At 58.0% G+C, this 25,516-nt stretch carries 22 protein-coding genes; 1 reads left to right on the top strand and 21 read right to left on the bottom strand.

Annotation, left to right across the window (positions count from 1 at the left end):
* Window positions 1–5 precede the first annotated feature (5 nt).
* From rlmN to ACFPQ4_RS23210, 13 genes are all read right to left on the bottom strand, one after another.
* Window positions 6–1,070: a dual-specificity RNA methyltransferase RlmN gene (gene rlmN, locus ACFPQ4_RS23270; RefSeq protein ID WP_378114309.1), complete on the bottom strand. Its 1,065-nt coding sequence runs from the start codon at window positions 1,068–1,070 to the stop codon at window positions 6–8.
* A gap of 148 nt (window positions 1,071–1,218) precedes the next feature.
* Window positions 1,219–2,610, bottom strand: a complete 1,392-nt coding sequence (rsmB, locus tag ACFPQ4_RS23265) for a 16S rRNA (cytosine(967)-C(5))-methyltransferase RsmB (protein WP_378114308.1) — start codon at window positions 2,608–2,610, stop codon at window positions 1,219–1,221.
* Between the two features lie 117 nt (window positions 2,611–2,727).
* Window positions 2,728–3,681, bottom strand: a complete 954-nt coding sequence (gene fmt / locus ACFPQ4_RS23260; protein ID WP_378114307.1) for a methionyl-tRNA formyltransferase — start codon at window positions 3,679–3,681, stop codon at window positions 2,728–2,730.
* A 1-nt stretch (window position 3,682) separates the two neighbouring features.
* On the bottom strand, window positions 3,683–4,168 hold the full coding sequence (def, locus tag ACFPQ4_RS23255; protein WP_378114306.1) for a peptide deformylase: 486 nt from the start codon (window positions 4,166–4,168) through the stop codon (window positions 3,683–3,685).
* Between the two features lie 32 nt (window positions 4,169–4,200).
* Window positions 4,201–6,678 (bottom strand): primosomal protein N', encoded by a 2,478-nt coding sequence (priA, locus tag ACFPQ4_RS23250; protein ID WP_378114305.1) that lies wholly within the window; start codon window positions 6,676–6,678, stop codon window positions 4,201–4,203.
* Window positions 6,675–7,907: a bifunctional phosphopantothenoylcysteine decarboxylase/phosphopantothenate--cysteine ligase CoaBC gene (coaBC, locus tag ACFPQ4_RS23245; protein ID WP_378114304.1), complete on the bottom strand. Its 1,233-nt coding sequence runs from the start codon at window positions 7,905–7,907 to the stop codon at window positions 6,675–6,677. Before coaBC ends, priA begins: the two co-directional genes overlap by 4 nt.
* Window positions 7,908–7,986: 79 nt before the next feature.
* Window positions 7,987–8,184, bottom strand: coding sequence for a DNA-directed RNA polymerase subunit omega (gene rpoZ, locus ACFPQ4_RS23240; RefSeq protein ID WP_027084222.1), 198 nt, complete (start codon window positions 8,182–8,184; stop codon window positions 7,987–7,989).
* A gap of 15 nt (window positions 8,185–8,199) precedes the next feature.
* A complete protein-coding gene (gmk, locus tag ACFPQ4_RS23235; protein ID WP_378114303.1) occupies window positions 8,200–8,826 on the bottom strand; it encodes a guanylate kinase in 627 nt (208 codons plus the stop codon).
* 13 nt (window positions 8,827–8,839) lie between these two features.
* On the bottom strand, window positions 8,840–9,100 hold the full coding sequence (gene remA / locus ACFPQ4_RS23230) for an extracellular matrix/biofilm regulator RemA (RefSeq protein ID WP_027084220.1): 261 nt from the start codon (window positions 9,098–9,100) through the stop codon (window positions 8,840–8,842).
* Between the two features lie 100 nt (window positions 9,101–9,200).
* On the bottom strand, window positions 9,201–11,075 hold the full coding sequence (locus tag ACFPQ4_RS23225) for a bifunctional homocysteine S-methyltransferase/methylenetetrahydrofolate reductase (protein WP_378114302.1): 1,875 nt from the start codon (window positions 11,073–11,075) through the stop codon (window positions 9,201–9,203).
* Between the two features lie 220 nt (window positions 11,076–11,295).
* On the bottom strand, window positions 11,296–12,126 hold the full coding sequence (gene dapF, locus ACFPQ4_RS23220) for a diaminopimelate epimerase (protein WP_378114301.1): 831 nt from the start codon (window positions 12,124–12,126) through the stop codon (window positions 11,296–11,298).
* Between the two features lie 121 nt (window positions 12,127–12,247).
* On the bottom strand, window positions 12,248–13,408 hold the full coding sequence (gene purT, locus ACFPQ4_RS23215; RefSeq protein ID WP_378114300.1) for a phosphoribosylglycinamide formyltransferase 2: 1,161 nt from the start codon (window positions 13,406–13,408) through the stop codon (window positions 12,248–12,250).
* A 142-nt stretch (window positions 13,409–13,550) separates the two neighbouring features.
* Window positions 13,551–16,358, bottom strand: a complete 2,808-nt coding sequence (locus ACFPQ4_RS23210; RefSeq protein WP_378114522.1) for a calcium-translocating P-type ATPase, SERCA-type — start codon at window positions 16,356–16,358, stop codon at window positions 13,551–13,553.
* A gap of 181 nt (window positions 16,359–16,539) precedes the next feature.
* On the opposite strand from ACFPQ4_RS23210, the gene ACFPQ4_RS23205 reads away from it, so the two are divergent.
* Window positions 16,540–18,270: an Rqc2 family fibronectin-binding protein gene (locus tag ACFPQ4_RS23205; RefSeq protein WP_378114299.1), complete on the top strand. Its 1,731-nt coding sequence runs from the start codon at window positions 16,540–16,542 to the stop codon at window positions 18,268–18,270.
* A gap of 10 nt (window positions 18,271–18,280) precedes the next feature.
* On the opposite strand, the gene ACFPQ4_RS23200 is transcribed toward ACFPQ4_RS23205, so the two are convergent.
* The 8 genes from ACFPQ4_RS23200 to ACFPQ4_RS23165 form a co-directional block, all read right to left on the bottom strand.
* Window positions 18,281–18,478, bottom strand: a complete 198-nt coding sequence (locus ACFPQ4_RS23200) for a cysteine-rich CWC family protein (protein ID WP_378114298.1) — start codon at window positions 18,476–18,478, stop codon at window positions 18,281–18,283.
* Window positions 18,479–18,505: 27 nt separating this feature from the next.
* Window positions 18,506–19,345, bottom strand: coding sequence for a PHP domain-containing protein (locus tag ACFPQ4_RS23195; RefSeq protein WP_378114297.1), 840 nt, complete (start codon window positions 19,343–19,345; stop codon window positions 18,506–18,508).
* On the bottom strand, window positions 19,338–20,240 hold the full coding sequence (locus ACFPQ4_RS23190; RefSeq protein ID WP_378114296.1) for a LysR family transcriptional regulator: 903 nt from the start codon (window positions 20,238–20,240) through the stop codon (window positions 19,338–19,340). The genes ACFPQ4_RS23195 and ACFPQ4_RS23190 overlap by 8 nt, the downstream gene beginning before the upstream one ends.
* Before the next feature lie 105 nt (window positions 20,241–20,345).
* Window positions 20,346–20,783 carry a hypothetical protein gene (locus ACFPQ4_RS23185; RefSeq protein ID WP_378114295.1) on the bottom strand — a complete coding sequence of 146 codons (438 nt, stop codon included), beginning with the start codon at window positions 20,781–20,783 and terminating at the stop codon, window positions 20,346–20,348.
* A 181-nt stretch (window positions 20,784–20,964) separates the two neighbouring features.
* A complete protein-coding gene (locus ACFPQ4_RS23180; protein WP_378114294.1) occupies window positions 20,965–21,228 on the bottom strand; it encodes a YlbG family protein in 264 nt (87 codons plus the stop codon).
* Window positions 21,229–21,259: 31 nt separating this feature from the next.
* Window positions 21,260–21,745, bottom strand: a complete 486-nt coding sequence (locus tag ACFPQ4_RS23175; protein ID WP_378114521.1) for a YlbF/YmcA family competence regulator — start codon at window positions 21,743–21,745, stop codon at window positions 21,260–21,262.
* Window positions 21,746–21,821: 76 nt separating this feature from the next.
* Window positions 21,822–23,777, bottom strand: coding sequence for a helicase-associated domain-containing protein (locus tag ACFPQ4_RS23170; protein WP_378114293.1), 1,956 nt, complete (start codon window positions 23,775–23,777; stop codon window positions 21,822–21,824).
* A complete protein-coding gene (locus ACFPQ4_RS23165) occupies window positions 23,774–25,486 on the bottom strand; it encodes a DNA repair helicase XPB (RefSeq protein WP_378114292.1) in 1,713 nt (570 codons plus the stop codon). Before ACFPQ4_RS23165 ends, ACFPQ4_RS23170 begins: the two co-directional genes overlap by 4 nt.
* Window positions 25,487–25,516 lie beyond the last annotated feature (30 nt).

The raw sequence follows: 25,516 nt of genomic DNA, 5'->3' as shown, positions 1-25,516 counted from the left end.
ATCGATCACCCCGTCGTCTTCTCCATGTGCTTCGCCCGTAGCTGGCCGCAAGCGGCAGCGATGTCGTGACCCTGCTCTCTTCGAATCGTTACGTTCACGTTCTTCTTCTGGAGAACCCGTTGGAATTCGAATATATCGTCCCTAGGCGTCCGGACGTAATCCCTTTCCGGCACGTAGTTAACCGGAATTAGATTGACGTGACAAAGCATGCCTTGAAGCACGTTGCCAAGCTCCTCCGCGTGCTCGGGACGGTCGTTCACGCCGCCGATGAGCGCGTATTCGAACGTAATGCGGCGCCCTGTTTTCTCGATGTAGTATTTGCAGGCGTTCATCACGTCGACGAACGGGAACCGCCGGTTGACCGGCATGAGCTTCGAGCGGAGCGCGTCGTTCGGCGCGTGGATCGAAATCGCCAAGTTGATTTGCGTATTCTCGTCCGCGAACTTCAGCATGCTCGGCACAATGCCGCTCGTCGATACCGTAATGTGTCGCGCGCCTATGTTCAGCCCCTTAGGGTGAATCATCGTTCTAAGGAACGTCATCGTCGCGTCATAGTTCTCGAACGGCTCGCCGATGCCCATGATGACGATGCTCGATACACGTTCGTTAATCGGATCAAGCATCCGTTGCGACTCCACCACTTGCGCGATGATTTCGCCCGCCGTCAAGCTTCGTTTCAAACCGCCGAGCGTGGACGCGCAAAACGTGCAGCCGATCCGGCAGCCGACCTGCGTCGTTACGCAAACGCTGTTCCCGTAGTTGTGTTTCATGATTACGGTCTCGATCGCGTGTTTGTCGTGCAGCTCGAACAAAAATTTGACCGTGCCGTCCTTGGACTCGAATTTGGCGATCTCTTTCATCATCACGAACCGGAAGTTGTCCGCCAGCTTATCGCGAAGCGACTTCGGCAAGTTGCTCATTTCTTCGAAGGAAGTTACCCGCTTCACGTAAAGCCAGTCATAGATTTGCCCTGCGCGGAAGGCGGGTTCGCCCGACTCCTTAATCCAATCTTGGATTTGCTCCAAGGAAAAATCATAAATAAAAGGTTTGTTTTGTTCATTATTATCCAATTCAGTCACCACCGTTCTTTCTATTTTACCATAAACGCCCTACCCTCATAAACCTTGCGCGTAATACGAGCTTGGATCGAGGCGCCGGCGGAATTATCGATCGTCATCACATTGGACGCGGTTGCCGCCCATTCGTTGCGCAGCCGCGTTAATCGGATCTTCGCATTCTCGCGATGAAAAAGCCGTCGCTGCCGAACATGTGCGGCAGCAGTTGCAAGGCGCCGGTAAACGGCTCCGGGAGATAACCCGCGGTCTTGATCGGGGCGAGCACTTCCTCCGGCCAGTCCGGGTCGAGAGCGAACGAAGGATTGTCCTGCAGAAAACGGCTAATCGTCTGCTCGTTTTCCTCCGGCGCGATCGTACACGTACTGTACACTAGCGTGCCGCCCGGTTTTACGAGCGATTGAATCCGGTCAAGCAGTCGATGCTGAAGCTCTGACAAGCTTGCGAGATCATCGGGCGACTTGTTCCACTTGATTTCCGGTTTGCGTCTAATGACGCCTAGACCCGAACACGGCGCATCGAGAAGCACGACATCGAAAGACTTCTCCGGCAACCGGTCCGGCAAGTCCATTGCGTCCGCGACCATCGTCTCTACGGAAGCGATACCGAGCCGAGCCGCTTGCTGTTGAATGAGCGCTTCTTTGTGAAAATGAACGTCGTTCGCGAGCACTTTGCCCTTATCCCCAAGAAGCTCGGCGAGATGGGTCGATTTGCCTCCAGGCGCAGCGCAGCAATCGAGCACGCTCATTCCGGCCTTCGGGTTCGCGACTTTGGCTACGAGCATCGAGCTCTCGTCTTGTATCGAGAAGCGGCCTTCTTTGTACCCGTCGGCGTGCACGAGATTGCCCGCTTTATCCGCGATAATACCTTGCGACGACAGCGGCGAAGGTCTCGCCGAAATGCCGGCTTCGTTCATTGCCGCAAGCAACTCCTCGCGGTTAGACCGCAGCGGATTGACGCGCGCGGAAGCGTGCGGCGGCTCGTTGTTCGCCGCGCACATCGCTTCGGTCGTCTGCTCGCCGTAGGCGCTTACCCAGCGCGCCACGAGCCACTCCGGATGGCTATGCTCAAGGGAAATACGTTTGACCGCCGATAGTTGTTGCGGTAGCGGCGCGTCGATGCCGTCGCGAATGAGTCCGCGGAGGACGCCGTTGACGAGCCCCGCTATGCCCGAATGACCTCGGCGCTTGGCGATGTTGACCGCTTCCGCCACGACGGCGTGCGCGGGAACGCGCGAAAGCCAGCGAAGCTGATAGTAGCTTAGCCGCAACAAGACGCGCACCCACGGCTCGACTTTGGCCGGCCATCCTTTTACCCGCCCGCTGAGCGCGTAATCGATCGTGTTCAGCCGTTGGATCGTACCGTAGACGAGCTCGGTCGCCAATCCCGCGTCCGGCCTGGACAATTCCGCCGCGTTAAGCGCTTGGTTGAGCGCGAGTCCGCTGAACGCTTCGTTCAATTCGACCTTCAGCAGCACCTGCACGGCCACATCCCGCGGACCTTTCGGCTTGCCGCCTTTTCCAAATCCATTGTTCATCGTTTAGCATCCTTATCTATCTTGAATCGTCTTCTTCCGTTAACAGTTACTAGTTGCCCCATGCGGGCCGAGTTATGCAATAATACCGCCCTATTACGCAAAAAAGCCCGGGTTCGATTACCCGAGCAGCTTTCCGGGAGCTAACCGCGCGCCCCGCGCGTATTCCGCCGCGGAGAGCGCCTTCTTGCCCGCGGGCTGAACTTCGGCTAGCACGAGGCTGCCGTCGCCCGTCCGCACGCGAATGCCCCGCGCGTCCGTCTCCAATATCGAGCCAGGCGCCATTGCGGCCCACGCCGGCTTAAGAGACTGATCGTCGGCGCCGGGCACTTCGCACCGCCACACCTTGAACACTTCGCCGTCCAGCGTCGTGAAACCCCCGGCCATCGGATTGAGCCCTCTCACGCGGTTGAACAGCTCGCGCGATGTCGCGTTCCAATCGAGCCGCTCGTCCTCGCGGGACAAGTTCGGCGCGTATGTCGATTCGTCGTGGTTTTGCGGCACGCGAGGAGCTTCGCCAGCGACGATCCGCGGCAACCACTCGCCAAGCAAGCGCGAGCCTGCATCGCTAAGCTTCTCGAACATCGTACCCGACGTATCGTCGTCGCCGATCGGCACTTCGACTCTCGCGATCATGTCGCCGGTATCGAGACCTTCGGCCATATACATGAGCGTGACGCCGGTGACGGTCTCCCCATTGATGATTGACCGTTGGATCGGCGCGCCGCCCCGGTATTTCGGCAGCAACGAACCGTGAACGTTCAAACAGCCGAACTTCGGCAAATCGAGTACCGACTTCGGCAAAATTTGACCGTAAGCGGCCGTGACGATCAAATCCGGCGCGATTGCAGCAACCGCCGCGACGCCTTCCGGCGAGCGCAGTTTTTCCGGTTGCAGCACTTCGAGCCCGCGCTCGAGCGCATACGCCTTTACCGGCGGCGGCGTCAGCTCGCGCTTGCGTCCGACCGGTCTGTCCGGCTGTGTGACGACGGCCGCGATCTCGTAACCTTGTTCAAGCAGCAAAGCCAAAGAAGGGACCGCGAATTGCGGCGTCCCCATGAACAATATTCTCATTCTATTCTCCATCCTGCTCCGGTTCCCTGCGCGCTTCGTACACCGATTCCGCCAGATCGACGAACAATACGCCGTTCAAGTGGTCGACCTCGTGCTGGAACGCCCGGGACAGCAGCTCCGTGCCTTCGTATTGTAACGGCTTGCCGTTGCGGTCGAATCCCCGGATAACGACGCGGTTCGCCCGTCGCACGTCTCCTTGAAGACCCGGAATGCTTAGGCAGCCCTCGGGTCCGAGCTGTTCGCCTTCCATCGATACGAATTCCGGATTCACCAGCTCGATCAACCCGTTGTCGTCGCCTACGTCCACGACGATGACGCGCTTGGATATTCCGACCTGCGGCGCGGCTAATCCTACGCCGTCGGCATCGTACATCGTGTCGGCCATATCGTCCAGCAGCTTATGCAGGTTGGCGTTGAACTTCGTTACTTCCTTGGCTTGCTCACGGAGCACGTCGTCAGGGTGTTTCACGATTAATCGGATCGACATAAGGCATCCTTCCTTTTCTCAACAACGACTTGTTAAAGCATCATTTGGGGATCCACGTCTACGCTTACTATCAAACCGTTCTTCTTCACGGCTTCCTCCAGCTCGCGCAACGCTTGCGCGACTAGCCGGCTTGCATCGACGTCTCCCCGATATTTTACCATACATTGAAAACGGTAGCGATCTTTCAGGCGCGCGATCGGCGATGCGACCGGACCGAGAATTTCCAGCGCGTCCCCGTTACCGCCCGCGAAGTCCGATCCGATCCGCTCGGCGGTCGCAAGCTCGCGCACGCGCGTCGCCAGCCTTTGTCCCGCGGACAGCAGCATCGGCACCGATTCGTGCGACAATGTTACGCCGATTAGCCGTCCATACGGCGGATAGCCGAATACATGGCGAAGCTTCAGCTCCTGTCGGACGAAGCCTTCGTAATGGTGGCCTTGCACGGACGTAATCGACGGATGCTCCGGATCGTACGTCTGAATGATGACTTCGCCCGGCAGCTCGTGCCGTCCGGCGCGTCCCGCTACTTGCGTAAGCAGCTGGAACGTTCGCTCGGAAGCCCGAAAATCCGGCAACCGCAGCGCGGCGTCCGCGGCCAGCACGCCTACTAACGTCACGTAAGGAAAGTCTAGCCCTTTCGCTACCATTTGGGTGCCGAGGAGCACGTCGGCCTTGCGTTCCTTGAATTCCGTCAGCCATCGCTCATGGGAGCCCTTCTCCGTCGTCGTATCGACGTCCATCCGGATGACCCGGATGCCGGGGAACGTCTCCGCGAGCGATTCCTCGACCTTTTGCGTTCCCGTGCCGAAGTAACGGATATGCGGACTTTCGCAGCTCGGGCACGTCTTCGGCTCTACTTCCGCGTAACCGCAATAGTGGCAACGCATCGTTTGCGCGCCGCGGTGGTAGGTGAGAGCAATTTCGCAGTGCGGACAAGTCGCCGTATAACCGCAAGAGCGGCACATGACGAACGTCGCGTAACCGCGCCTGTTGAGCAACAGCACCATTTGCTCTTTCTTCTCGAGCCGCGAGACGATTGCCTCATGCAGCGCCCGGCTGAACATCGCGCGGTTCCCGAGCTTCAGTTCTTCGCGCATGTCGACGAGCCGTACGCCCGGCAGCGGCCGATCCGCGACGCGTTGCGGCAAGGAGATGTAGCCCATCTCTATGCCGCGTTTGGAAGCGGCGTAAGTCTCGAGCGACGGCGTCGCCGAACCTAGCACAACGACGGCGCCATTAAGTCTTGCACGCTCGATTGCCACGTCGCGGGCGTGGTACTTCGGACTTTCCTCTTGCTTATACGAAGTTTCGTGTTCTTCGTCGATGACGATGAGGCCGATGCGTTCGAACGGGGCGAAAATCGCCGATCGCGCGCCGACCGCTACTTGGGCGCGTCCCTCGCGGATTTTGCGCCACTCGTCATATCGCTCTCCGTTCGATAACCGGCTATGCAAGACGGCGACTTTCGCGCCGAAACGGCTTTTAAACCGCTCTACCATTTGCGGCGTCAGCGATATTTCGGGCACGAGGACGATCGCTTCGCGTCCGCTGGACAAGCAGCGATCGATCGATTGCAAATACAGCTCGGTTTTACCGCTCCCCGTCACGCCGTGCAGCAAGAACGCCCTGTGATCGCGGCTATCGAGCGCGTCTATAATCGGCGCGATCGCTTCAGCCTGCGCCGGTGTCAGCGTCATCGGCACCGAAGGCGGAAAATGCCGGTTCGCGTACGGATCGCGATCTTCCGTTACGGCGCGCACCTCGATCAGTCCGCGATCGGCCAAAGCGCGTATCGTGGACGAAGTCGTCCCGAGCGCCTCCGCCAGTCTCTCGACCGCGATAGGCTCCGGATTGTCTGCCAAATACGCTAGTACTTCATGCTGTTTGCGCGCGCGGGCCGGAAGCTCCGCCATCGCTTGGCGCAGCTTATCGGCGTCCGGCGCGAACACCGTCTGCATCGTCTTGACCGACATCCGGTTCTCTACTCTCTGGCGTTCCTCCAGCCGACCTTGGCGCATCCACAGCTTCAACTGCTCCCCTTGGTCCGGGTATTGCTGCAACAGCGAGGCCAGCTTAAGCGGTTCTCCTCGCCCAAGAGCGAGCAAGAGACCGCCGCTGCGGGCGGTCTCTTCTTCGGTCCAATGCGCGCCGATCGCCGGAAACACGTACTTCTCCGCTTTACCTTTGAGCGCGGCCGGCAACATCGCCTGCAACGCGATCGTTAACGGACAGAGCCAACGCTTGCTGATCCATTCGCCCAGCTGCACGAGCTCGGCGGATAGCGGCGGCATGGCGTCCATCAGCTCGGCGATCGGCTTAACCTTCGCCGCTTCGACCTCGGCATCGGCTGCGAACGCCGTCACGATTCCTTGCAGCGCGCGCCCGCCGAACGGCACTGCGACGCGACTGCCGATCTCGACCCAGCCGTCCAACTGCGGCGGAATCGAATAATCGAACGTGCGGTCCGTATCCCGGCTAGGCACGTCAACGATCACTCTTGCTACTTTCATAGGCCCTCCGGAGCCAGACGAGACTTCGCCAGCTCTAGCACCCGCTGCGCCACTGCCTTCTTGGACATTTGCGGCAGATGTTCCGCGAATCCGTCCGCGCCGTACACGCTAACGATATTCGTATCCGTGCCGAAGCCCGCACCCTCTTGGGCTACGTTATTCGCGACGATCAGATCGCATTTCTTGCGATTAAGCTTGTCCAGCGCGTTGCGCTCCAGCTCCATCGTCTCCGCCGCGAAGCCGACAACGACCGGCGCGCGCTTGCCGGGCAACGCCTGCTTCCACTCGCCGATCGCCTGCAAAATATCCGGATTGCGGACGAGCGACAACGTCAACGTCTCTGCCTTTTTCTTGATCTTATGCTCTTCCCGGTGAAGCGGCCGATAATCGGCTACCGCCGCGGCTTTGACGACGATGTCCATCTGCGGGACGCGGGACATGACGACTTCCTTCATCTGTTCCGCCGATTCCACGCGTATCGTCTGAACCCCCGAAGGTGGCGTTCCATCCGTCTTACCGCACACGAGCGTCACGTCCGCCCCCCAATCCCGGGCGACCTCCGCGAAAGCGAATCCCATTTTGCCGGAGGAATCGTTCGTAATATATCTAACAGGGTCGATACGCTCGAGCGTTCCGCCGGCCGTAATCAATACCCGGCGTCCCGCCAGCGGACGAGGCCCCGCCAATATTTCCACTATGGCGTCCACGATCTCGTCCGGCTCCGCGAGCCGCCCTTTGCCGACGTATCCGCATGCCAACTGGCCCGTTCCGGGCTCCACGAAGGTGACGCCGCGAGAAGCGAGCTTATTTACGTTATCTATGACAGCGGGATGCTCCCACATATGTACGTTCATCGCGGGCGCGACAAGAACCGGCGCCGTTACGGCGAGCAGCGTAGTACTGAGCATGTCGTCCGCCAAACCGTTCGCCATTTTCGATAGGACGTTGGCGGTCGCGGGAGCGACGACGACCAAATCCGCCGCATCCGCCCAATCGATATGCTGCACGATCGCGGCGTCGCGTTCGTCGAACACGTCGGTTGCGACCGGATGCCGCGAAAGCGTCTGCAAGGTAAGCGGCGTAATGAATTTCGTCGCGCCTTCCGTCATCATGACCCGCACGGATGCGCCGAGACCGACAAGACGGCTGCAGAGGGTCGCGGCTTTATAGGCGGCGATCCCGCCGGAGATGCCCAGTAAGATCGTTTTGCCCGCAAGCGACTTGACCATGGATTCCCCTCTTCTCCTTAGAAAAAAAACAACCGCTGGGGTTGTTCTTTTCGTTGTTATGTCACATTCATCAGTTAGCTTATTTCAGATGCTCGACTTTAATCGCTTCGTGATAAATCTCTTCGAGCGCTACTCCTACTTGCTTGTGCGATTTCGGAGCGCCAATGCCGCACAGATCGCCTTCGCGCAGACCGCGCGCGCGCTTGGAAGCCGCAACGACGAGCGTGTACTTGCTGTCTACCTTCTTCACCAATTCATCGATCGATGGATATAACATCTTTCATCACCTCTCTCAGACGTTCTCCGCAGTCGATATCGCGTCAAGTTCGTTGCACAGCTCGTGCAGGAACCGTTGTCGCTTGCAATGTTCCGCTGTCATGATCGCGTCGATCCGCTTGCAAGCCAAATCGATCTGATCGTTGACGACGGCGTAATCGTAATGATAGAGCAAGTTGATCTCGTCTCTCGCGACCGAGAGGCGGTGATCGATCGTCGCTTGCGTCTCCGTACCGCGACCGCCGAGCCTCGAAGCTAGCTCGTTAAGCGAAGGAGGCATGAGGAAAATAAAAACGCCATCCGGAAACTTCTCTTTCACTTTGAGCGCGCCTTGCACTTCGATCTCGAGAATGATGTCCTTCCCCTCGGACAACGTCTTCTCTACGAAATCGCGCGGTGTGCCGTAGTAATTGCCGACGTATTCGGCGTATTCGAGCAACGCGTCGCCCTGGATCATGTCTTGGAACTGCTCGCGCGATTTGAAGAAATAGTTGACTCCGTCCTTCTCGCCTTCGCGAGGGGTACGCGTCGTCGCGGATACCGAATAGATCAGCTCGGGCATCTTCGTGCGCAACGAGGCGCACACCGTTCCTTTGCCGACGCCGGACGGACCCGACAAAACGAATAACAAGCCTCTGTTCATTGTGTTCCCCGATTCATTCGTCATGTTCGTCGTCTTTGGTAGACAACCTGTGAGCGACCGTCTCAGGTTGGACGGCCGACAAGATTACGTGGTCGCTATCGGTAATGATAACCGCGCGGGTACGTCTGCCATACGTTGCGTCGATGAGCATATGCCGGTCGCGCGCTTCTTGAATAATCCGCTTGATCGGCGCCGACTCCGGACTGACAATGGAAATAATCCGATTCGCAGATACGATATTGCCAAATCCGATGTTAATCAGCTTAATCGCCATGGCTACACATTCCTCCGGTCATTACCACATTCGTCAACTAACGATATAATACTCTATTGTACTTCAAATCCATAGGCGGGACAAGGGGAGCTCGCTCGCGTTAAGCTCTCGGAGCGTAATTTTTGCTATTATCCTTCACGTACTTCGTCAGCGCAACCGTCATTTCATAGGCGAGGAACGGCGTCATGAGATAGATTCCGTTAAAATGAGCCATCGCCACGTCCAGCAACTCTTGCGCGATTTTGACCCCTTCGGCGCGCCCTTCCGCGCCCTCTAACCCGCTCATGCGCTGGCGGACGGCGTCCGATAGCTGGATGCCCGGCACTTCGTTATGCAAATATTCCGCGTTGCGGCCGCTGGCGAGCGGGAAAATGCCGATGAATATCGGCACGTTCAAATGCTTCGTCGCTTCGGCGATCCGCTCGATCAGCTCCGCGTCGTACACGGGCTGTGTCATAATGTAATCCGCGCCTGACGCTATTTTGCGTTCTAGGCGTTGAACCGCTTTGTCCAAATATTTGACGTTCGGATTGAACGCCGCGCCGACGATGAAATTCGCCTTTTGCTTCAGCGGTTTGCCGGAGAAGGCGATGCCTTCGTTCAGCTGCTTGATCATCTTAATGATCTCGAACGAAGTAAGATCATATACGGAGCTTGAGCCCGGCAAATCGCCGAACTTGGCGGGGTCGCCCGTGACGGCGAGCACGTGGTCGATACCGAGCGCGTCGAAGCCCATCATGTGCGACTGCGTGCCGATCAAGTTGCGATCGCGGCAGGCGATGTGCGCGAGAGGACGAATGCCTACGCGCTCTTTGATCAGCGCGGCAAGCGCCATATTGCTCATGCGCGTAACGGCTAGCGAATTGTCCGCCATCGTCAGCGCGTCGGCTTGCGCATCTTTGAGCGCCTGCGCGCCCGCCATGAATTTCGTGATGTCGAGATCACGCGGCGGATCCAGCTCTACGATAACCGTATGCCGCTCGCGCACGAGATCGACGATGCTTGGCTCGGAAGGCGTTACCGGAGGCTTCGTCACTTCCGCGACTTGCACGGCAATCGGCTCGGCCGCTTCCACCTTGACGGGTTGGGCGGATCTCTCCGTGGCCGGTACGTAATTTTTGAGCGCGCCGGCGATCGCCGCGATATGCTCGGGCGTCGTGCCGCAGCAGCCGCCGATTAATCTGACGCCGCTATCGGCGAAGCGAACGGCCGAAGTCGCGAAATATTCGGGAGAAGCGGAATAAATAACTTTGCCGTCGACGTAGTCAGGAATGCCCGCGTTAGGGAACACGCTAAGCGGCAAGCCGAGATCGGAAGGCAACGTCTCGACCGCGCGCAAGATGCCGTTCGGGCCGCTGCGGCAGTTGAAGCCGATTACGTCCGCGCCTTCTCCCTTTAGCCTGCGAAATGCGTCGGCGAGCGGGATGCCGTCGTGCGTTCTATACGGGTCTTCCACCGCGAATTGGCAGATGACGCTAATATCGCTTTGTTTGCGGATGATTCCGAGCGCGATCGACAATTCTTCTAGATCGAAGAACGTCTCTAGCAACAAGCCGTCGACGCCTGAAGCGAGCAGCGCCCCGATCTGCTCTTCGAAATCCCTGCGCACGATCGCGGTGCGCACGTTTTTGCCGGCTCCCCCGCGTACGGCTCCGATCGAACCGACGACGTACGCGTCCTCGGAGACCGCCCGTCGCGCGATGGCAACGCCCGCTGCGTTGATTTCTTCCGTCTTCTTCTCGAGACCGTATCTAGCTAATTTATTGTGCTGGGCGGAATAAGTATTCGTCTCGATGACTTCCGCGCCGGCAGCCGCGTAACGACGATGCACGTCGGCGATGACGTCCGGTTTGAGCAGGTTGAACTCTTCGAACGAAACCCCGACGGGCAAGCCGAGTTGATATAAGTAAGTTGCCATCGCGCCGTCCCCGACCATTGGCCGCATAGCTAGCGCAGTGCGCAAATCCGGTTTCATGAAGCTTCCCCATCCAATCCCTAACGTAAAGTATATTAAATGTAGCACAGATTGACGCTCTAGAACACCGCATTACGGAATGTCTTTAGGTTAAAAACCCGTCCGCATAGGCATTCATAGCGTTCTTTACGCATAACGCACGTTGCCTCAACGTATGACAATCGCCCTCTAGCTGGCATTATGCCAACTAGAGGGCGATTTATCGTTTACATGGAGCCGCTCAGATCGTTCCGGTAAAGACGAAGGCCGCCGGACCGGTCATATACACGCGGTTGTTCTCCTCGTTCCAGTCAATAAGCAGGTCGCCGCCGGCAAGAGAGATCGTCGCCTTACGTCCCGTAAGTCCGTTAAGCACGGATGAGACGAGCGTCGCGCAAGCGCCCGTTCCGCACGCGAGCGTCGGGCCCGCGCCGCGCTCCCATACGCGCATGTCTACATGGTCGCGCGTGTTCACCGTGGCGAATTCCACGTTGATTTTACGCGGGAACAGCGGGTGCTTCTCAAGCTTCGGTCCCCATGCGGCGAGATCGAAGCCTACCGCGTCGTCGACATAAATAACGCAGTGCGGATTGCCCATCGATACCGCGGTAAACTTGAAGTCGCGTCCGTCTACCGTTACCGTATGCCCCAGCACCGGATTCGCGTCGATCGTCGTCGGCACGTCGAGACCGTTCAAGATCGGCTGGCCCATATCGACCGTGACGCGGCTGACTTTGCCGTCAGCGAGCTCAAGCTCAACGGGCTGTACCCCGGCGCCGAGCGTCTCGATCGTCAAAGACGTTTTCGTCGTCAAGCCGTTGTCGTAGACGTACTTCGAGACGCAGCGAATCGCGTTGCCGCACTGTTCCGCCTCCGAGCCGTCGGAGTTGATGATGCGCATTTTAAAGTCCGCGACTTCCGATGGCAAAATATATACTAACCCGTCGGCCCCGATGCCGAAAAACCGGTTGCAAAGCTTGATCGCGAGTTCGTCTACGCCCGCAGGCAACGCTTGCTCTCCCGCCACGACGATGAAGTCGTTGCCTAGTCCGTGCATTTTCGTGAATTCCATAACGATTTGCCTCCTGTAAGCGCCAGTCCGCTTGTATTCTCCCCTCATCATAACGGGAAAAGAACGGCATGAGCATATAGCAAATCTCCGTTTGTTTGCACTTTTACGCTATTAAAGCAGGCTACTCGCCGCGGATGCTCAGCTTGTCCAGCGCTTCCTTCGCCAATACGCGTGCTTGCTCGACGGTTGCGGCAGCCGTCAACGTAACCGCCATGCGGCGACCGACCTTCGTAACCGGCTTTCCGAATACGCGCACTTGCGTCTTAGGCACGGCAAGCGCGTCTTCCACGCCGTCGATCCGGTAATCCTTCAGCTCGGACGTCGCCTTCAACGGCCGGCTTGCGCCCGGGGATACGACGTTGATCTCCGGAATCGGATACCCGAGAATCGCCCGCGCGTGCAATGCGAATTCGGACAGATCTTGGCTTACGAGAGTAACGAGGCCCGTATCGTGCGGACGCGGCGACACTTCGCTGAAATAGACGCGATCCTTCGCCAGGAACAGCTCGACGCCGAAAATTCCCGCTCCGCCTAACTCGTCGGTGATCGCCTTCGCGATTCGTTTCGCCTCTTCCAGTTGCGCTTCGCTCATCTCGTGCGGTTGCCAGGACTCGATATAATCGCCATCCTGCTGAATGTGCCCGATCGGCGCGCAGAACGCCGTGCCGCTAACAGACCGGACGGTCAGCAGCGTAATTTCCGACTCGAACCGGATGAACTGCTCGACGATGACGCGCGTCTGTTGCACGCGGCCGCCCTCCATGGCGATTTGCCAGCAGCGGTCGAGATCGTCTTCGGATTTGCAGACGCTCTGCCCTTTGCCGGACGAGCTCATCAGCGGTTTTACGACACAAGGGAAACCCATCTCTCTCGCCGCTTGTCCGAACGACTCGAAGTCGTCCGCGAACCGATAGTCCGCGGTAGGCAAGCCGAGCTTCTCCGACGCGAGACGGCGGATACCTTCGCGATCCATCGTGAGCTGCGCGGCGCGAGCCGTAGGAATAACCCGAAAACCTTCTTCCTCCAGCTTCACGAGCTCCGCCGTCGCGATCGCTTCGATCTCCGGCACGATCAAGTCCGGCTTCTCCCGCTCCACGATCTCGCGGACGGCGGCGCGATCCAACATATCGATAACGTAGCTGCGGTGCGCGACTTGCATCGCGGGGGCATCCGCGTACCGATCGACCGCGATCGTCTCGACGCCAAGCCTTTGGGCTTCGATGATAACTTCTTTTCCGAGCTCTCCCGAGCCGAGCATAAGCAGTTTTTTGGTCAAGTGCATGAAGCGTATTCCTCCCGAAAGTAAAGATGTTCATCGTCCATTATACACCAACAATCGGTTCGGACTAGTCGCAACGGCAGAACGCCTTCCTGCGGCGCATTAGCCGTCGGAAGGCGTTCGTGTTCCTATGGAAAGCGTGCAATTATCGAGCGACCTGACGCGGAGCGGTGTTGCTTCCGTTGTACGCGATTTTGCGGTTTTTCGGCTTGGACGTGCCGAGCACGGAGCCGATGCCCATCGCGAACGTCGGGATACCTGCGGCCACGATGATGAGCGCCCAATCGCGGAAGTTTAGCGGCACCGTCTTGAAGACGGGCTGCAGCGGCTCCAGATAGAGCACCGCCAGCATGAGAAGGAGCGAAGACAGCACGGCCAGCACGAGGAACTTGTTCTCCAACAGCTTCCGGTGGAAAATCGAGCGGGAGCTCCGGCAATCGAACACGTGAATGAGTTGAGCCATTACGAGCGTCGCGAAGGCGACCGTCTGGGCGTGAACGAGCTGGTCGGGTCTGCTCGCGCCTTCGTGCAGCGCCAGGACGAACGCGCCGAGCGTGCAGAAGCCGATCAACAGTCCGCGGCTAATGATTTTCCAACCGAGCCGGCGCGCGAAAATATTTTCCTTGGCCGAACGCGGCTTATGCTGCATCAGATCGCTTTCCGCCTGGTCGACTCCGAGCGCCATAGCCGGCAATCCGTCGGTTACCAGGTTGACCCACAAAATTTGAATCGGAACGAGCGGCAACGGAAAGCCCGCCATCATCGCCAAGAACATCGTCATGATTTCGCCGACGTTGGACGCCAGCAAATAACGGATGAACTTGCGAATGTTCTCGTAGATGCCGCGCCCTTCTTCGACCGCCGCGACGATGCTCGAGAAGTTGTCGTCCGCGAGCACGAGAGCCGAAGCTTCCTTCGTCACGTCCGTCCCCGTGATGCCCATCGCGATGCCGATGTCGGCCGCCTTCACGGCTGGAGCGTCGTTCACACCGTCGCCGGTCATCGCCACGACGTGACCGCGGCGTTGCAACGCCTGCACGATGCGGAGCTTGTGTTCCGGCGATACGCGCGCGTACACGTTCACGTCGTCGGCGATCCGCTCGAGCTCTGCGTCGTCCATAGTCGACAGTTCCGTGCCGGTAACGACTCGGCCGTTTCTGCCGATAATGCCTAACGTCTTCGCGATCGCTTCCGCCGTAACACCGTGGTCGCCCGTAATCATGACCGTCTTAATGCCCGCATGACGGCATTTCGTGATCGCTTCCTTCACTTCCTTGCGTGGCGGATCCATCATGCCGGTCAGTCCGACGAAAATAAGACCGTTTTCCGCTTGCTCGTCGTTGTCGCACGAGTCATAGCTTTTGATTTCGCGGAACGCGAGGCCGAGCACGCGTAGCGAATCCCGCGCCATTGCTTCGTTCGCCTGCATTACCTTAATCTTGAGCGTGCCGGTGAACGGAACGACGTGGTCGCCCCACAGCACGTAGGCGCAGCGCTGGACGAGCAAGTCCGGCGCGCCTTTCGTGCAGATCAGCTTGCCGCCTTGGTGCGCGACGAGCACCGACATCCGCTTGCGCTCCGGATCGAACGGAAACTCTTTTTCGCGCTTGTACAGATTTTCCAGCGCGCCTTTGTTCAAGCCGGTTTTGGCGGCTAGCACGAGAAGCGCGCCTTCCGTCGGGTCGCCCTTCACCCGCCATTCGGCTTTGTCCTCGATCGCTCCTTTTCCCGGTTTGTGCTTCTTAGACTCGTCGGACTGCTCGTCTCGGGTTATTTCGGAGTTGTTGCACAACGCGGCGATCTGCGTTAGCCGGCGCAGCGCGGCGTCTCCTTTGGAGTCGATCCACTTGCCGGCTTCCTTCAATTGCCCCGTAGGCTCGTAGCCTTCCCCGGTCACCTCGATCTTGCGATCGCCTAACCAGAGCTGCGTAACGGTCATTTTATTTTGCGTTAGCGTACCCGTCTTGTCCGAACAAATAACCGACGCGCAGCCGAGCGTCTCGACGGAAGGCAGCTTGCGCACGATCGCTCTCCGTTTGATCATCCGCTGCACGCCGAGCGCCAGCGCAATCGTTACGATCGCCGGCAACCCTTCCGGGATGGCAGCCACGGCGAGACTGACGCCCGCGAGGAACATATCGTACATCGGCTGTCCGTGCAGCACGCCCGCGAGCACGACGACGACGGTAAGCGCGATCGCTACGATGATGAGGATTTTGCCTAGCTGTTCAAGACGATGCTGCAGCGGGGTGTCCGCTTCCTCCGTCATCTGGATGAGGTCGGCGATTTTGCCCATCTCGGTCGACATCCCGGTAACGGTGACGACGCCTTTGGCCGTGCCGCGCGTAACCATCGTGCCTAGGTAGCCGCAATTTTTGCGGTCGCCGAGCGGCGGCGCTTCCGCGTTAATAACGCCCGACTCTTTGACGACCGGCACGGACTCGCCCGTAAGCGCCGCTTCATCGACCGAGCATTGATTGCATTCGAGGAACCTCACGTCGGCCGGCACGCGATCTCCGCTCTCCAGCATGACGATATCCCCTGGAACGAGCTGCTTAGCAGGAATAAGCTGATACGAGCCCCCCCGCAGCACTTTGGCGTTCGGCGCGGACAGCTCCTTCAATGCGCGCAAGGACCGTTCCGCGCGGAACTCTTGATAGAAGCCGAGAATGCCGTTAATGAGAATGATGGCTATAATCGTGAGCGCGTCCAGCATCTCGCCCAGCAATCCGGAGATGACGACCGCTCCGACGAGCACCAGCACCATGAAATCTTTGAATTGATTGAATAGCAGCTTCAGCGGCGACTCCCCGCGCTTCTCCTGAAGCTCGTTCGGACCGTTATCCGCAAGCCGCTTCGCCGCCTCCTCCGCCGACAACCCGCTTTTGAAATCCGTGTTCAATGCCCCCTGCAGCTGCCCCTCGCTTAGCTGATGCCATGCCTTCCCTTCCACGACGGCCATCTCCCTCCCGCTTATCCGCATTTACGTCCTATATGTATTCAGACAAGCAGGGAAATATCACGGGGTTGTACGATTGGGCAAGCTCGGCGGTTATGGCGCGCTTTTCCTTTAAGCCGAACTATGGCATCATTAGAGGGTAACCGCAACTACATCGAATTAGGAGCAACTCAAAATGTCACTCGACGGAATCGTCACCCGCGCGCTCGTACGCGAGCTGCAAAGCTGCGTTAACGCGCGTATTCATAAAATTTATCAGCCTACCGACAACGAGATGGTGTGGCACATTCGCGGCCAAGGCGTTAACGGCCGTCTATTGCTGTCCGCGCACCCATCCATGCCGCGCCTGCATTGGACCGAGCAAGCTTGGGAAAATCCGCAGGAGCCGCCGATGTTCTGCATGCTGCTGCGCAAATATTGCGAGGGCGGCGTCATCGAAGCCGTCCGCCAAGTCGGCATGGAACGCATCGTGCAGTTCGACATCCGTCATCGCGACGAGCTGGGCGACTATTCGCTTAAGCAGGTCGTGCTGGAAATCATGGGCCGTCACAGCAACCTGATATTAATGGATCCCGCGAGCGGCATCATTCATGACGGCATTCGCCACGTCACTCCCGCGATCAGCAGCTTCCGCGTCATTCTGCCCGGTACCGCGTACGTAGCTCCGCCTTCCCAAGACAAGACCGAACCGTTGACCGAGACGGCCGAAGGGTTCGCGGCCGCCTTCGAGCGCGCCGCAGCATCGGGAACCGCGGGCGACACCTCTTGGTTAGTCGGAGCGTACACCGGCATGAGCGCGCTTGTCGCCCGCGAAATCGGGCATCGGGCACGGACCGCGGACGTATCTTTATGGACGGCATTCCGCGACCTTATGTCCCAAATCTCGGATCATCGGTACGACGCTACGCTCGTCGAGACGCCGGACGGCAAAACGCAATTTTCCGCCGTCGCCTTAACCCATCTCGAAGGGAACGCAACCGGATTCGCTTCGATGCATCTATGCTTGGACACTTATTATCAGGACAAAGCCGTGCGCGATCTCGTGCGCCAGCGAACGTCGGATTTAAGCCGCTTTCTGACGAACGAATCCGCTAAAAACGAGAAAAAGCTCGTCAAGCTGCAAGACACGCTGAAAGAAGCCGAGGAAGCCGACCACCTGCGCCGCGTCGGCGAGCTGTTGACCGCCCAGCTCCATCTCCTGAACAAAGGGGATAAGAAAGTCGAGATCGTCGATTACTACGACGAGAATCAAGCGACGTTGACCGTAACGCTCGATCCCCTCCTCACGCCGAACGAGAACGCGCAACGGTATTTCCGCAAATACAACAAGCTCAAGAACAGCCGGTCGGTCGTCGCCGAGCAGATGGAAGCGGCCGAAGCCGAGCTCATCTACCTGGCATCCGTGCTGCAAGGCTTGGAAACCGCGACGCCGAGCGATATCGAGGAAATCCGCGAGGAGCTGATCGAGCAAGGCTATATTCGCGCCCGAGGAACTAAGAAAGGCTTCAAGAAAAAGAAAAAAGACCGGCCCGCCGTGCTGTGCTATACGTCCAGCGAAGGCGTTCCGATCTATGTGGGCAAAAACAACACGCAAAACGATTACGTTACGAACAGGCTAGGTACGCCTTCCGATACGTGGCTGCATACGAAAGACATTCCCGGCTCCCACGTGTTGATCCGGAGCCAAGAGTACGGCGATCAGACGCTCCGCGAAGCGGCCATTATCGCCGCGTATTACAGCAAGGCGAAGCAATCGAGCAGCGTTCCGGTCGATTACACGCGCATTCGCAACGTGCGCAAGCCGAGCGGCGCGAAGCCGGGCTTCGTCATCTACGATAACCAGAAGACATTGTTCGTTACGCCAGATGAAGCGTTAATTCAAAGCTTGCCGTCATCGATTAAATAAGCAGACGCGTTCATTCCCGCCCGTTATCGCCAGCCTCTTCGGCCCGCGCTAAGCACGATTGGCATATACATGCCTTGTCGCGCAAGGCGCCCGGTACGAGCGCCAGCGTACGAGGCGGGAATTTTGCTTTGCTGCACCAACAGTCTTCAGCCGCCTTGCCCGCTTCCATGCCGCATCCGCTATCGTTGCCGCATATTGGACAGTTCATCGGTATTGCACGCTCCCCCTACCCCACTTACGCTTGTCCTAACAACATTTCCGCAACGGAAAGCTCGACCGTTCGGTTTCCGAGCTCTCCATGAAACGCGATGCCTTCGCGGGAGCCATGATAATCGGAGCCACCGGTAATCCTTTTGCCTCTCTCGGCGGCCATGCTCGCGTATTTGCTTTCTTCCGCCTCGTCGTGGTCGGAATGGTACGCTTCCAGACCGTCCGCTCCGCCATCCAATATGGCCGCTACTAGTTCATCGTCGTCATATAAGCCGGGATGCGCCACGATCGCTTTCCCTCCCGCTTCATGAATCCATTCGACCGCGGTCATCGGATCGATCCGCGGCGGATTGACGTATGCCGCTTTCCCGTCTCCCAGCAACCGATCGAATACTTCTTGCCTATTCGATACGTAGCCGCGATTCACGAGTACTTGCGCGATATGCGGACGGCCGATCGAACCGTCTCCGCGGCTGGACTTGGCCGCGACCGCCTCGACCTCCTCGATCGTGATCGGCATGCCCAGCTCGTTCAACCTCGCGATGATTAGCGCGTTGCGACTGTTGCGCGTATCCCTAAGCGTTAGCAGCCTGCTAATCAATCGTTCGTCCCGATAATCGAAGCCGTACCCGAGAATATGGATGTCTTTGCCGCGCGCCGCGGTACTGATTTCTACGCCCGGAACGACAAGGATGCCATGCTCGCGACCCGCTTCCAGCGCTTCGGGGATGCCGGCTACCGTATCGTGATCGGTAATCGCGATCGCCCCCAAGCCGCGCTCCTTAGCCATTCGTACGTTGTCCGCGGGGCGATTCATCCCGTCCGACGCCGTCGTGTGCGTGTGCAAATCCGCGCGGTTATTCATGCGTCAGCTCCCTCAGATCGTGCAGAAGCGCAGCCGCGGGCGTCGGCAATAAGGAAGACTGAAGCCTTACCGCGTAAAATTGCCGTATGAACGACACGTCCTTAATTCTGAGCGTCTTCAACAGCCCTAGGGCAACCTCGTGCTTGACCGTCCATTTTGAAATAATAGATAATCCTAGTCCCGCTTCGACCGCGGACTTAACGGCTCCCGTGCTCCCGAACTCGCTCACGATTTTAAGCTGGCTCTCCTTCACGCCGTGGCGCGAAAGCTCCTCCTCCATGATCTGACGGGTACCCGAGCCTTTCTCGCGCAATACCATCGGCTCCAAGATGACTTCGGCTAACTCGACCTCGTCTCGCGAAGCGAACGGGTGACTCGACGGCACGACCAGCAGCAGCTCGTCGTTCATGACCGCCTCGGCGTCGAACCCGGGCACCTCGCAAGGCGCCTCGATAATACCGAAATCGAGCCCTTGCGATCCTATGGCATCGATAATTTCAGTCGTGTTCATGACCTTCATATTGACCGCCACGTCCGGATATTTGCGCAGAAATGATCCGAGAAGGCGCGGAAGCACGTATTCCCCGAACGTCAAGCTCGCCGCGAACACGAGCCGCCCTTTCAAATCCTCAATGAATCGCGCCATTAACGCGTCCGTTTCTCTCATTAGATCGATCGCTTTGCGCGCCTGCGGCAGCAACCAATGGCCGGCTTCCGTCAGCTCCAGCTTCTTCGTCGACCGATTAAGCAGCTTCGTGCCGAAATGCTCTTCCAGCGCTTGCACCTGCATCGTGACGGCAGGCTGAGTCATATGCAGCGTCTGAGCGGCAGCCGAGAAAGTTCCCCGTTCCGCCACGGTGTAAAAAATATGAAGCTGATGTACGTTGAACGCCATGAAAACTCTCCTTCAGACCGCCTAATGACCGAATTATACCATATGCCGAAAAAGAACAAGAGCACGCCCTGGGGCATGCTCTCTTACAAGCGACGTTTTCAGAAATCAACGACGCTTGCGGTTATTTTTGATTAAAGTCATGCGTCTGGAATGTCTGAGCCATGAATAATACGTCTTCAGGTCGCGAAGCTCCATCGTCTCCGACATCCTTCCGAGGAAGGTGACGACGATCATCTTATGCAGCGGGTTGCCTAATAGATCCGTTTCCGTCTCGCTGACGGCGAATTCCGCCACGAAGACAAGATCGTCATCGATCGTGTAGACGTCTTCTTCGTTCCGATAGTACGAGACGATGCGGCCTTCCTTCAAACACTCCCACATATATTGAGCGATATCGGAATAACCGGTCTTTTCGTTTTCGACACGGTCCGTCCAACGCGTCCTCGCATGGTTCGTGATGATGATGTCCGCGACTTTCTTGTCGCCGAGTACGACATGGAACGGTTCGTAAGTATTCCATCGGTCGGTCTGTTTATCCTTCACCGGGCTATCCCCTTCCCGATTGTAGGTCTAGAAGATTATTCTTCGTTAGGTAGTTAAGTCCATTTTACCGCACCTATTCCCGATGATTCAACAAAAAAATAAAATGACACCTTTATTTCCATTTATTGTATGAAAAAAGCAACCCCCATCCGAATGGATGAAGGCTGCTCCGCGCTTGCGCTTACAAGCTGTAAAAACGGGTTTTGTCCGGGGTGTTTTTCTCGTACTCGGTCTTGATCTCGTTGCGATATGATCGTTCGATCTTCTTGACGAAAGGGAGCCTTTGCAAGTTGCGCACGGCTTCTTCGGCCACGTCCGCATTCATGTACATGACCGCGTATTGCATCTTCCGCGACAAATAGTGGAGCGTCCCGTATTTGTCCAACCCTCTAGCGGCTTTCGCGTCGCTAAACCATACGATATAACCTGTCCGTTCGGCAAACATGACTGACCTCCACGATTTAAGCGTAGTGAACTTAACCGCAGCCGCCGCTGCCGCAAGAGCAACTGCCGCCGCCCCCACAACCCGACCCTTTGGGGTTCGGATCGTTGTCGGGCACTTTGATGCTTTGCGACACGGCATGCGCCAGCGTTCGCGATATATCGTACAACAGTTCATCCAAGGAAGCTTCCGCCGCTTTGTACCTGTTAACCGACTCGATCCGGTCCAACTGCGCTTGCGCTTCGTACACTTGTTCCAACGCCGCGTTATACTCCGGATGGAACCTTCCGAACCGTTCGCATTCGGAAAATTTCTCCTTCGCTTTGGCGAATTGCTTCGTTAAGCGTTGCGCCTCCGCGTCGCGATGAACTTGATCTTTCCAATACACGTATTCCGCCGCATAGGCAGAATGCTTAATGCAATCCCCCAGCTCGAAGGCGCGGGATATGAGCGTTGCCAGATCGGCAGACGCATTATCCGCGGTAACGCCTTGTACTGCCGCAGGGAGGGTTTCAATCATGCCGGCCACGTAGGCCTCACCTCACCTTTCGGCTTTTCGATCCACCCTTATCATAACACACAATGGCAATATGCGGTCAATGCGTCTGAATCTCTTCCATAGATGGCAGTATAATCATGACTTCCGAGAGCGCTTGTTCGCTTACTTTAACCAAGTCCCGCGACTGTCCCGCGCCTTCTCTCCAACGCCCTAGCGCGCTCCAATTCGCGCCCGAGCGTTCAAGCGAGCACGGCACGAATTGCCGAGGCTGCCCTTCATTCGGCTTGACGAGCAACGAAGCTTGCCATTCGATCGCGCGCCTGACGAGCGCTTCGCGCGTTGTCGCGTGGTAAGACCGCGGCTCCCTCAGCCAAGCGGACGGAATATCGAGCACTCCGGGAAACAGGTCCTCCAGTTCCGGTATCGATTGATCGGCATCGAAATTTCGTACCGTTATCGGCTTATAGATCCATCCCGGCTCCGGCGTCACGTTCGGATCGATGCTGCCGTCCTTCGCTGCGATCGGTGCCTCCGACGTAAGGTTGTCCAGCGAAATCGGCTTCGCCGGCGGATAGCCCAGCTTGATTAAACGGGCTTCGATCGTCTTGCGCGAGGCAGCATCGACGATAAAGTCCCTGTCGCCGATTGGCATCATACGCAATGCCGCAAGCTCGGGATCATCCAGCAGTTGCTTCGCCACTTCCGGACTTTCCGCGCGCAGCAGCATCGCCTCGGCGAATGTCGTCTTGCCGATTCGCGCATACCAATCCGTTAGCGCGTCCTGCACTTGAGTAGGCAGCGCCTCTCCCGATCCGCTCTCCAAAAAATCGGCTAACGCCTGCCGCGTATAGCCCGCGTCATACGCTCTAGCGCAAGCCGCGCGGGTTAGCCGGTAGACGAACAGCGTATCCGCGGCGATTCTGTCCGCCGCATGCTCCAACGTCCAGCGGGCGGCCAAGCCGACGTCCGGCGTGACGATAATTTCTCCGTCAGGCTGGAGGATGAACGTTCCGGCTTCCGATTCGTACGCCTCCGATAAAGAACCGTCGTCCGGATAATCGGGCTTTTTGCGATACACGGAATGTTGCTCGGCAACGCCGCGTTCCAGCCATCCGAAGCTCTCTAGGATGGAAAGCCATGCTACCGCTTTATCGACGGGCACGATACGCGCGAATTGCAGCGTTAAGAGCCAATCTTGCGCGGGAAGCGCGGCGATCGCCGATGCGGCAAGATGCAGCTGCGGATCCGCTGCCGCATACCGCTGAACGAGAAGCTCATGCAGACGGGCGTCCGCTTCCCTTACCGATAACTTTAGCCAGTCCCGCAAACCGCATTCATCAATTCGGATGTCTATTGTCGTTCGAACGAGCACTCCCGCGCATAAGCCTAAATCCAGCGCTAGCGCCGCCTGCGGCGGGAGCTCGTCCGCGTTCGGATAAGCGAAGGCAAGGGGTGCTAGCTCCTCGGCCGTCAGCCGCATCCGCGCGATAAATTTCGCGATCATCGCGCGATTGAGCGTCCCCTTCGACGTAAAAACGATCGGACGCTCGCAAAGGGCGTGCCAGCCGAGCAGCAATTCGAGCGACAACGGCAAGCGAAAAGGCTTATCCGTCAAAATCGTTGTCCTGTCCATATCCGTCGCTATAGGAAGGACTTCGACAGGCAACAATAGCCGTTGCCAAACCGAAATGGTGTCCGTCGGCAAATAATACAGCCGATCCCCCCACGCTTTGCGCACGGCGAAGAGTACGCCGTCTCTGCGTAACCGGGCGAGCCCGACTCGGATTTCCGCGCCGGTGAAGCCGTCTTCGACGACCGCCTTCGCTAGCTGTTCCGATTCGAACGGCATAGCCGCGTAACGCGATAGGATCGCGATTAACAGACGAACGAGCTCCGATTCGGACGTACCCGTCCAACGCTCCGCCCATTCGGATGAACGGAGAATCGACTCGAGCGCCTGTCCGCGTTCGAGCAGCGGTCCGACAGACGGCGACGTCGCGATCAACCGAGCAATCGCTTCCGGCAGTCTCGCGAGCGATTCTTGAACGTTCACGGTCCCACCTTCTCCTGCGGCGTTGCGGGCGCATCGGCCTTTATCCATCGGTCAACCGTATAAGGATAACCTTGCTCCAATAAAAACCGCCCGCGATTGCGCGAAAATTCGATTTCGTCCGTACCATCGCTGACGACGGAATAGAAAGACGCGGAAATCCCTGACGCCTTCGGCCTCAATATTCTGCCTAGACGCTGCGCCTCCTCTTGCCGGGAGCCGTAACTGCCCGATACTTGAATCGCTACGGCCGCATCCGGCAAGTCCACGGCGAAATTCGCGATTTTCGAGACGACGAGCACGCCGATTTCCCCGTCCTTGAACCGCTTGAACAGTTGCTTCCGATTGCTGTGGGGCATTTCGCCCGTAATGAGTGGAAGGGAGAGCTCGTTCGCCAAATCATGCAACTGATCCAAGTATTGGCCGATAATCAGCGTCGGCGTGCCGTAATGCCGGTTCAGCAGCGTGCGCACGACCGCCGTTTTAAGCGGATTTTGCCCGGCGATGCGATGCTTCAGCTTCTTCGGCGCGGCCGTATAATCGAGCATGGCTCGCTCTTCCATTGGCACTCTTACTTCCGTGCAGACGGCTTCCGCGATCCACTTTTTCTCCTCCATTGCGCGCCACTGCACCTCGTAGCGTTTCGGACCGATCAATGCGAACGCGTCTTCCTCGCGCCCGTCTTCCCTTACGAGCGTTGCCGTTAGTCCGAGCCTGCGGGTCGCCTGGAGATCCGCGGTCATCCGGAATACCGGCGCCGGAAGCAAATGAACCTCGTCGTAAACGATCAGCCCCCATTCCCGGTTCACGAAGAGCTGCCAATGCGGATAATCTTCTTCTTTGGATCGGCGATGGGTAAGGATTTGGTAAGTGGCGACCGTTACCGGACGCACGTTTTTCGCGTCTCCGGTGTACTCTCCGATATCCGCTTCCTTAAGCGTCGTATTGCGCAAAATCTCCTCGATCCACTGGGAGACGCTTACGCGATTCGGCGTTAATATGAGCGTCTCGCATTTCAGTCTCGCGAGCGCGGCCATTCCGACCCATGTTTTCCCCGAGCCGCACGGCAGTACGACGACGCCGCTGCCGCCATCGTGAACGTCGTCGCCCAGAAAAGCCTCAACCGCTTCCGCTTGATAATCCCTGAGCCTAATCGGCTGCCCGGCAAGCGTACGTCCCCGAAGTTGAACGTCCAATGCCCGCCCCGCACGATAGCCCGCTGCGTCTATGACCGGGTAACCGAGCTCGGCTAGCTTCCGTTTAATCCAACCTCTTGCTTCCGGACGAACGGCAATCGCGTTGTCCGTCGGTTCGCCATCGAAAGCCATCGCCATATCGTCCCGCAGACGCAAACGATCGAGCAGCTCCGGCGAGCGGCTCATCAGCATCAGCGTACGAGCTTCGGACGAAGCCACTAGCCGAAGAACGCCGTATCGATTCATCCGCGAGCGGATTTCCTCCTCGAGCGTTCGCGGTAAACCGAATCGCGATAGCGAGGTTAAGCGTTCGATGACCCGTTCCGCGGTCCAACCCGAAGCTGCCGCGTGCCATAACGTAACCGGCGAAATCCGGTACGTGTGAAAGACACCGGGCCGCTTGTGCAGCTCGGCGATTTCCCGAACAATATTGCGAGTCGCCGCATAATCCGGATGACGCTCGTCGAGCAGCAGCGTCCCGTCGGATTGAATGAGCAACGGCCTGGAAATCGTCATGTACAGCCCTCCTTGACTGTACAGCGTTCC

The sequence above is a fragment of the Cohnella yongneupensis genome, assembly GCF_042655785.1.
Classification (GTDB): Bacteria; Bacillota; Bacilli; order Paenibacillales; family Paenibacillaceae; genus Cohnella; species Cohnella yongneupensis.
Note: the sequence above shows the minus strand (reverse complement) of the source record. Positions and strands in the feature narration are given on the sequence as shown.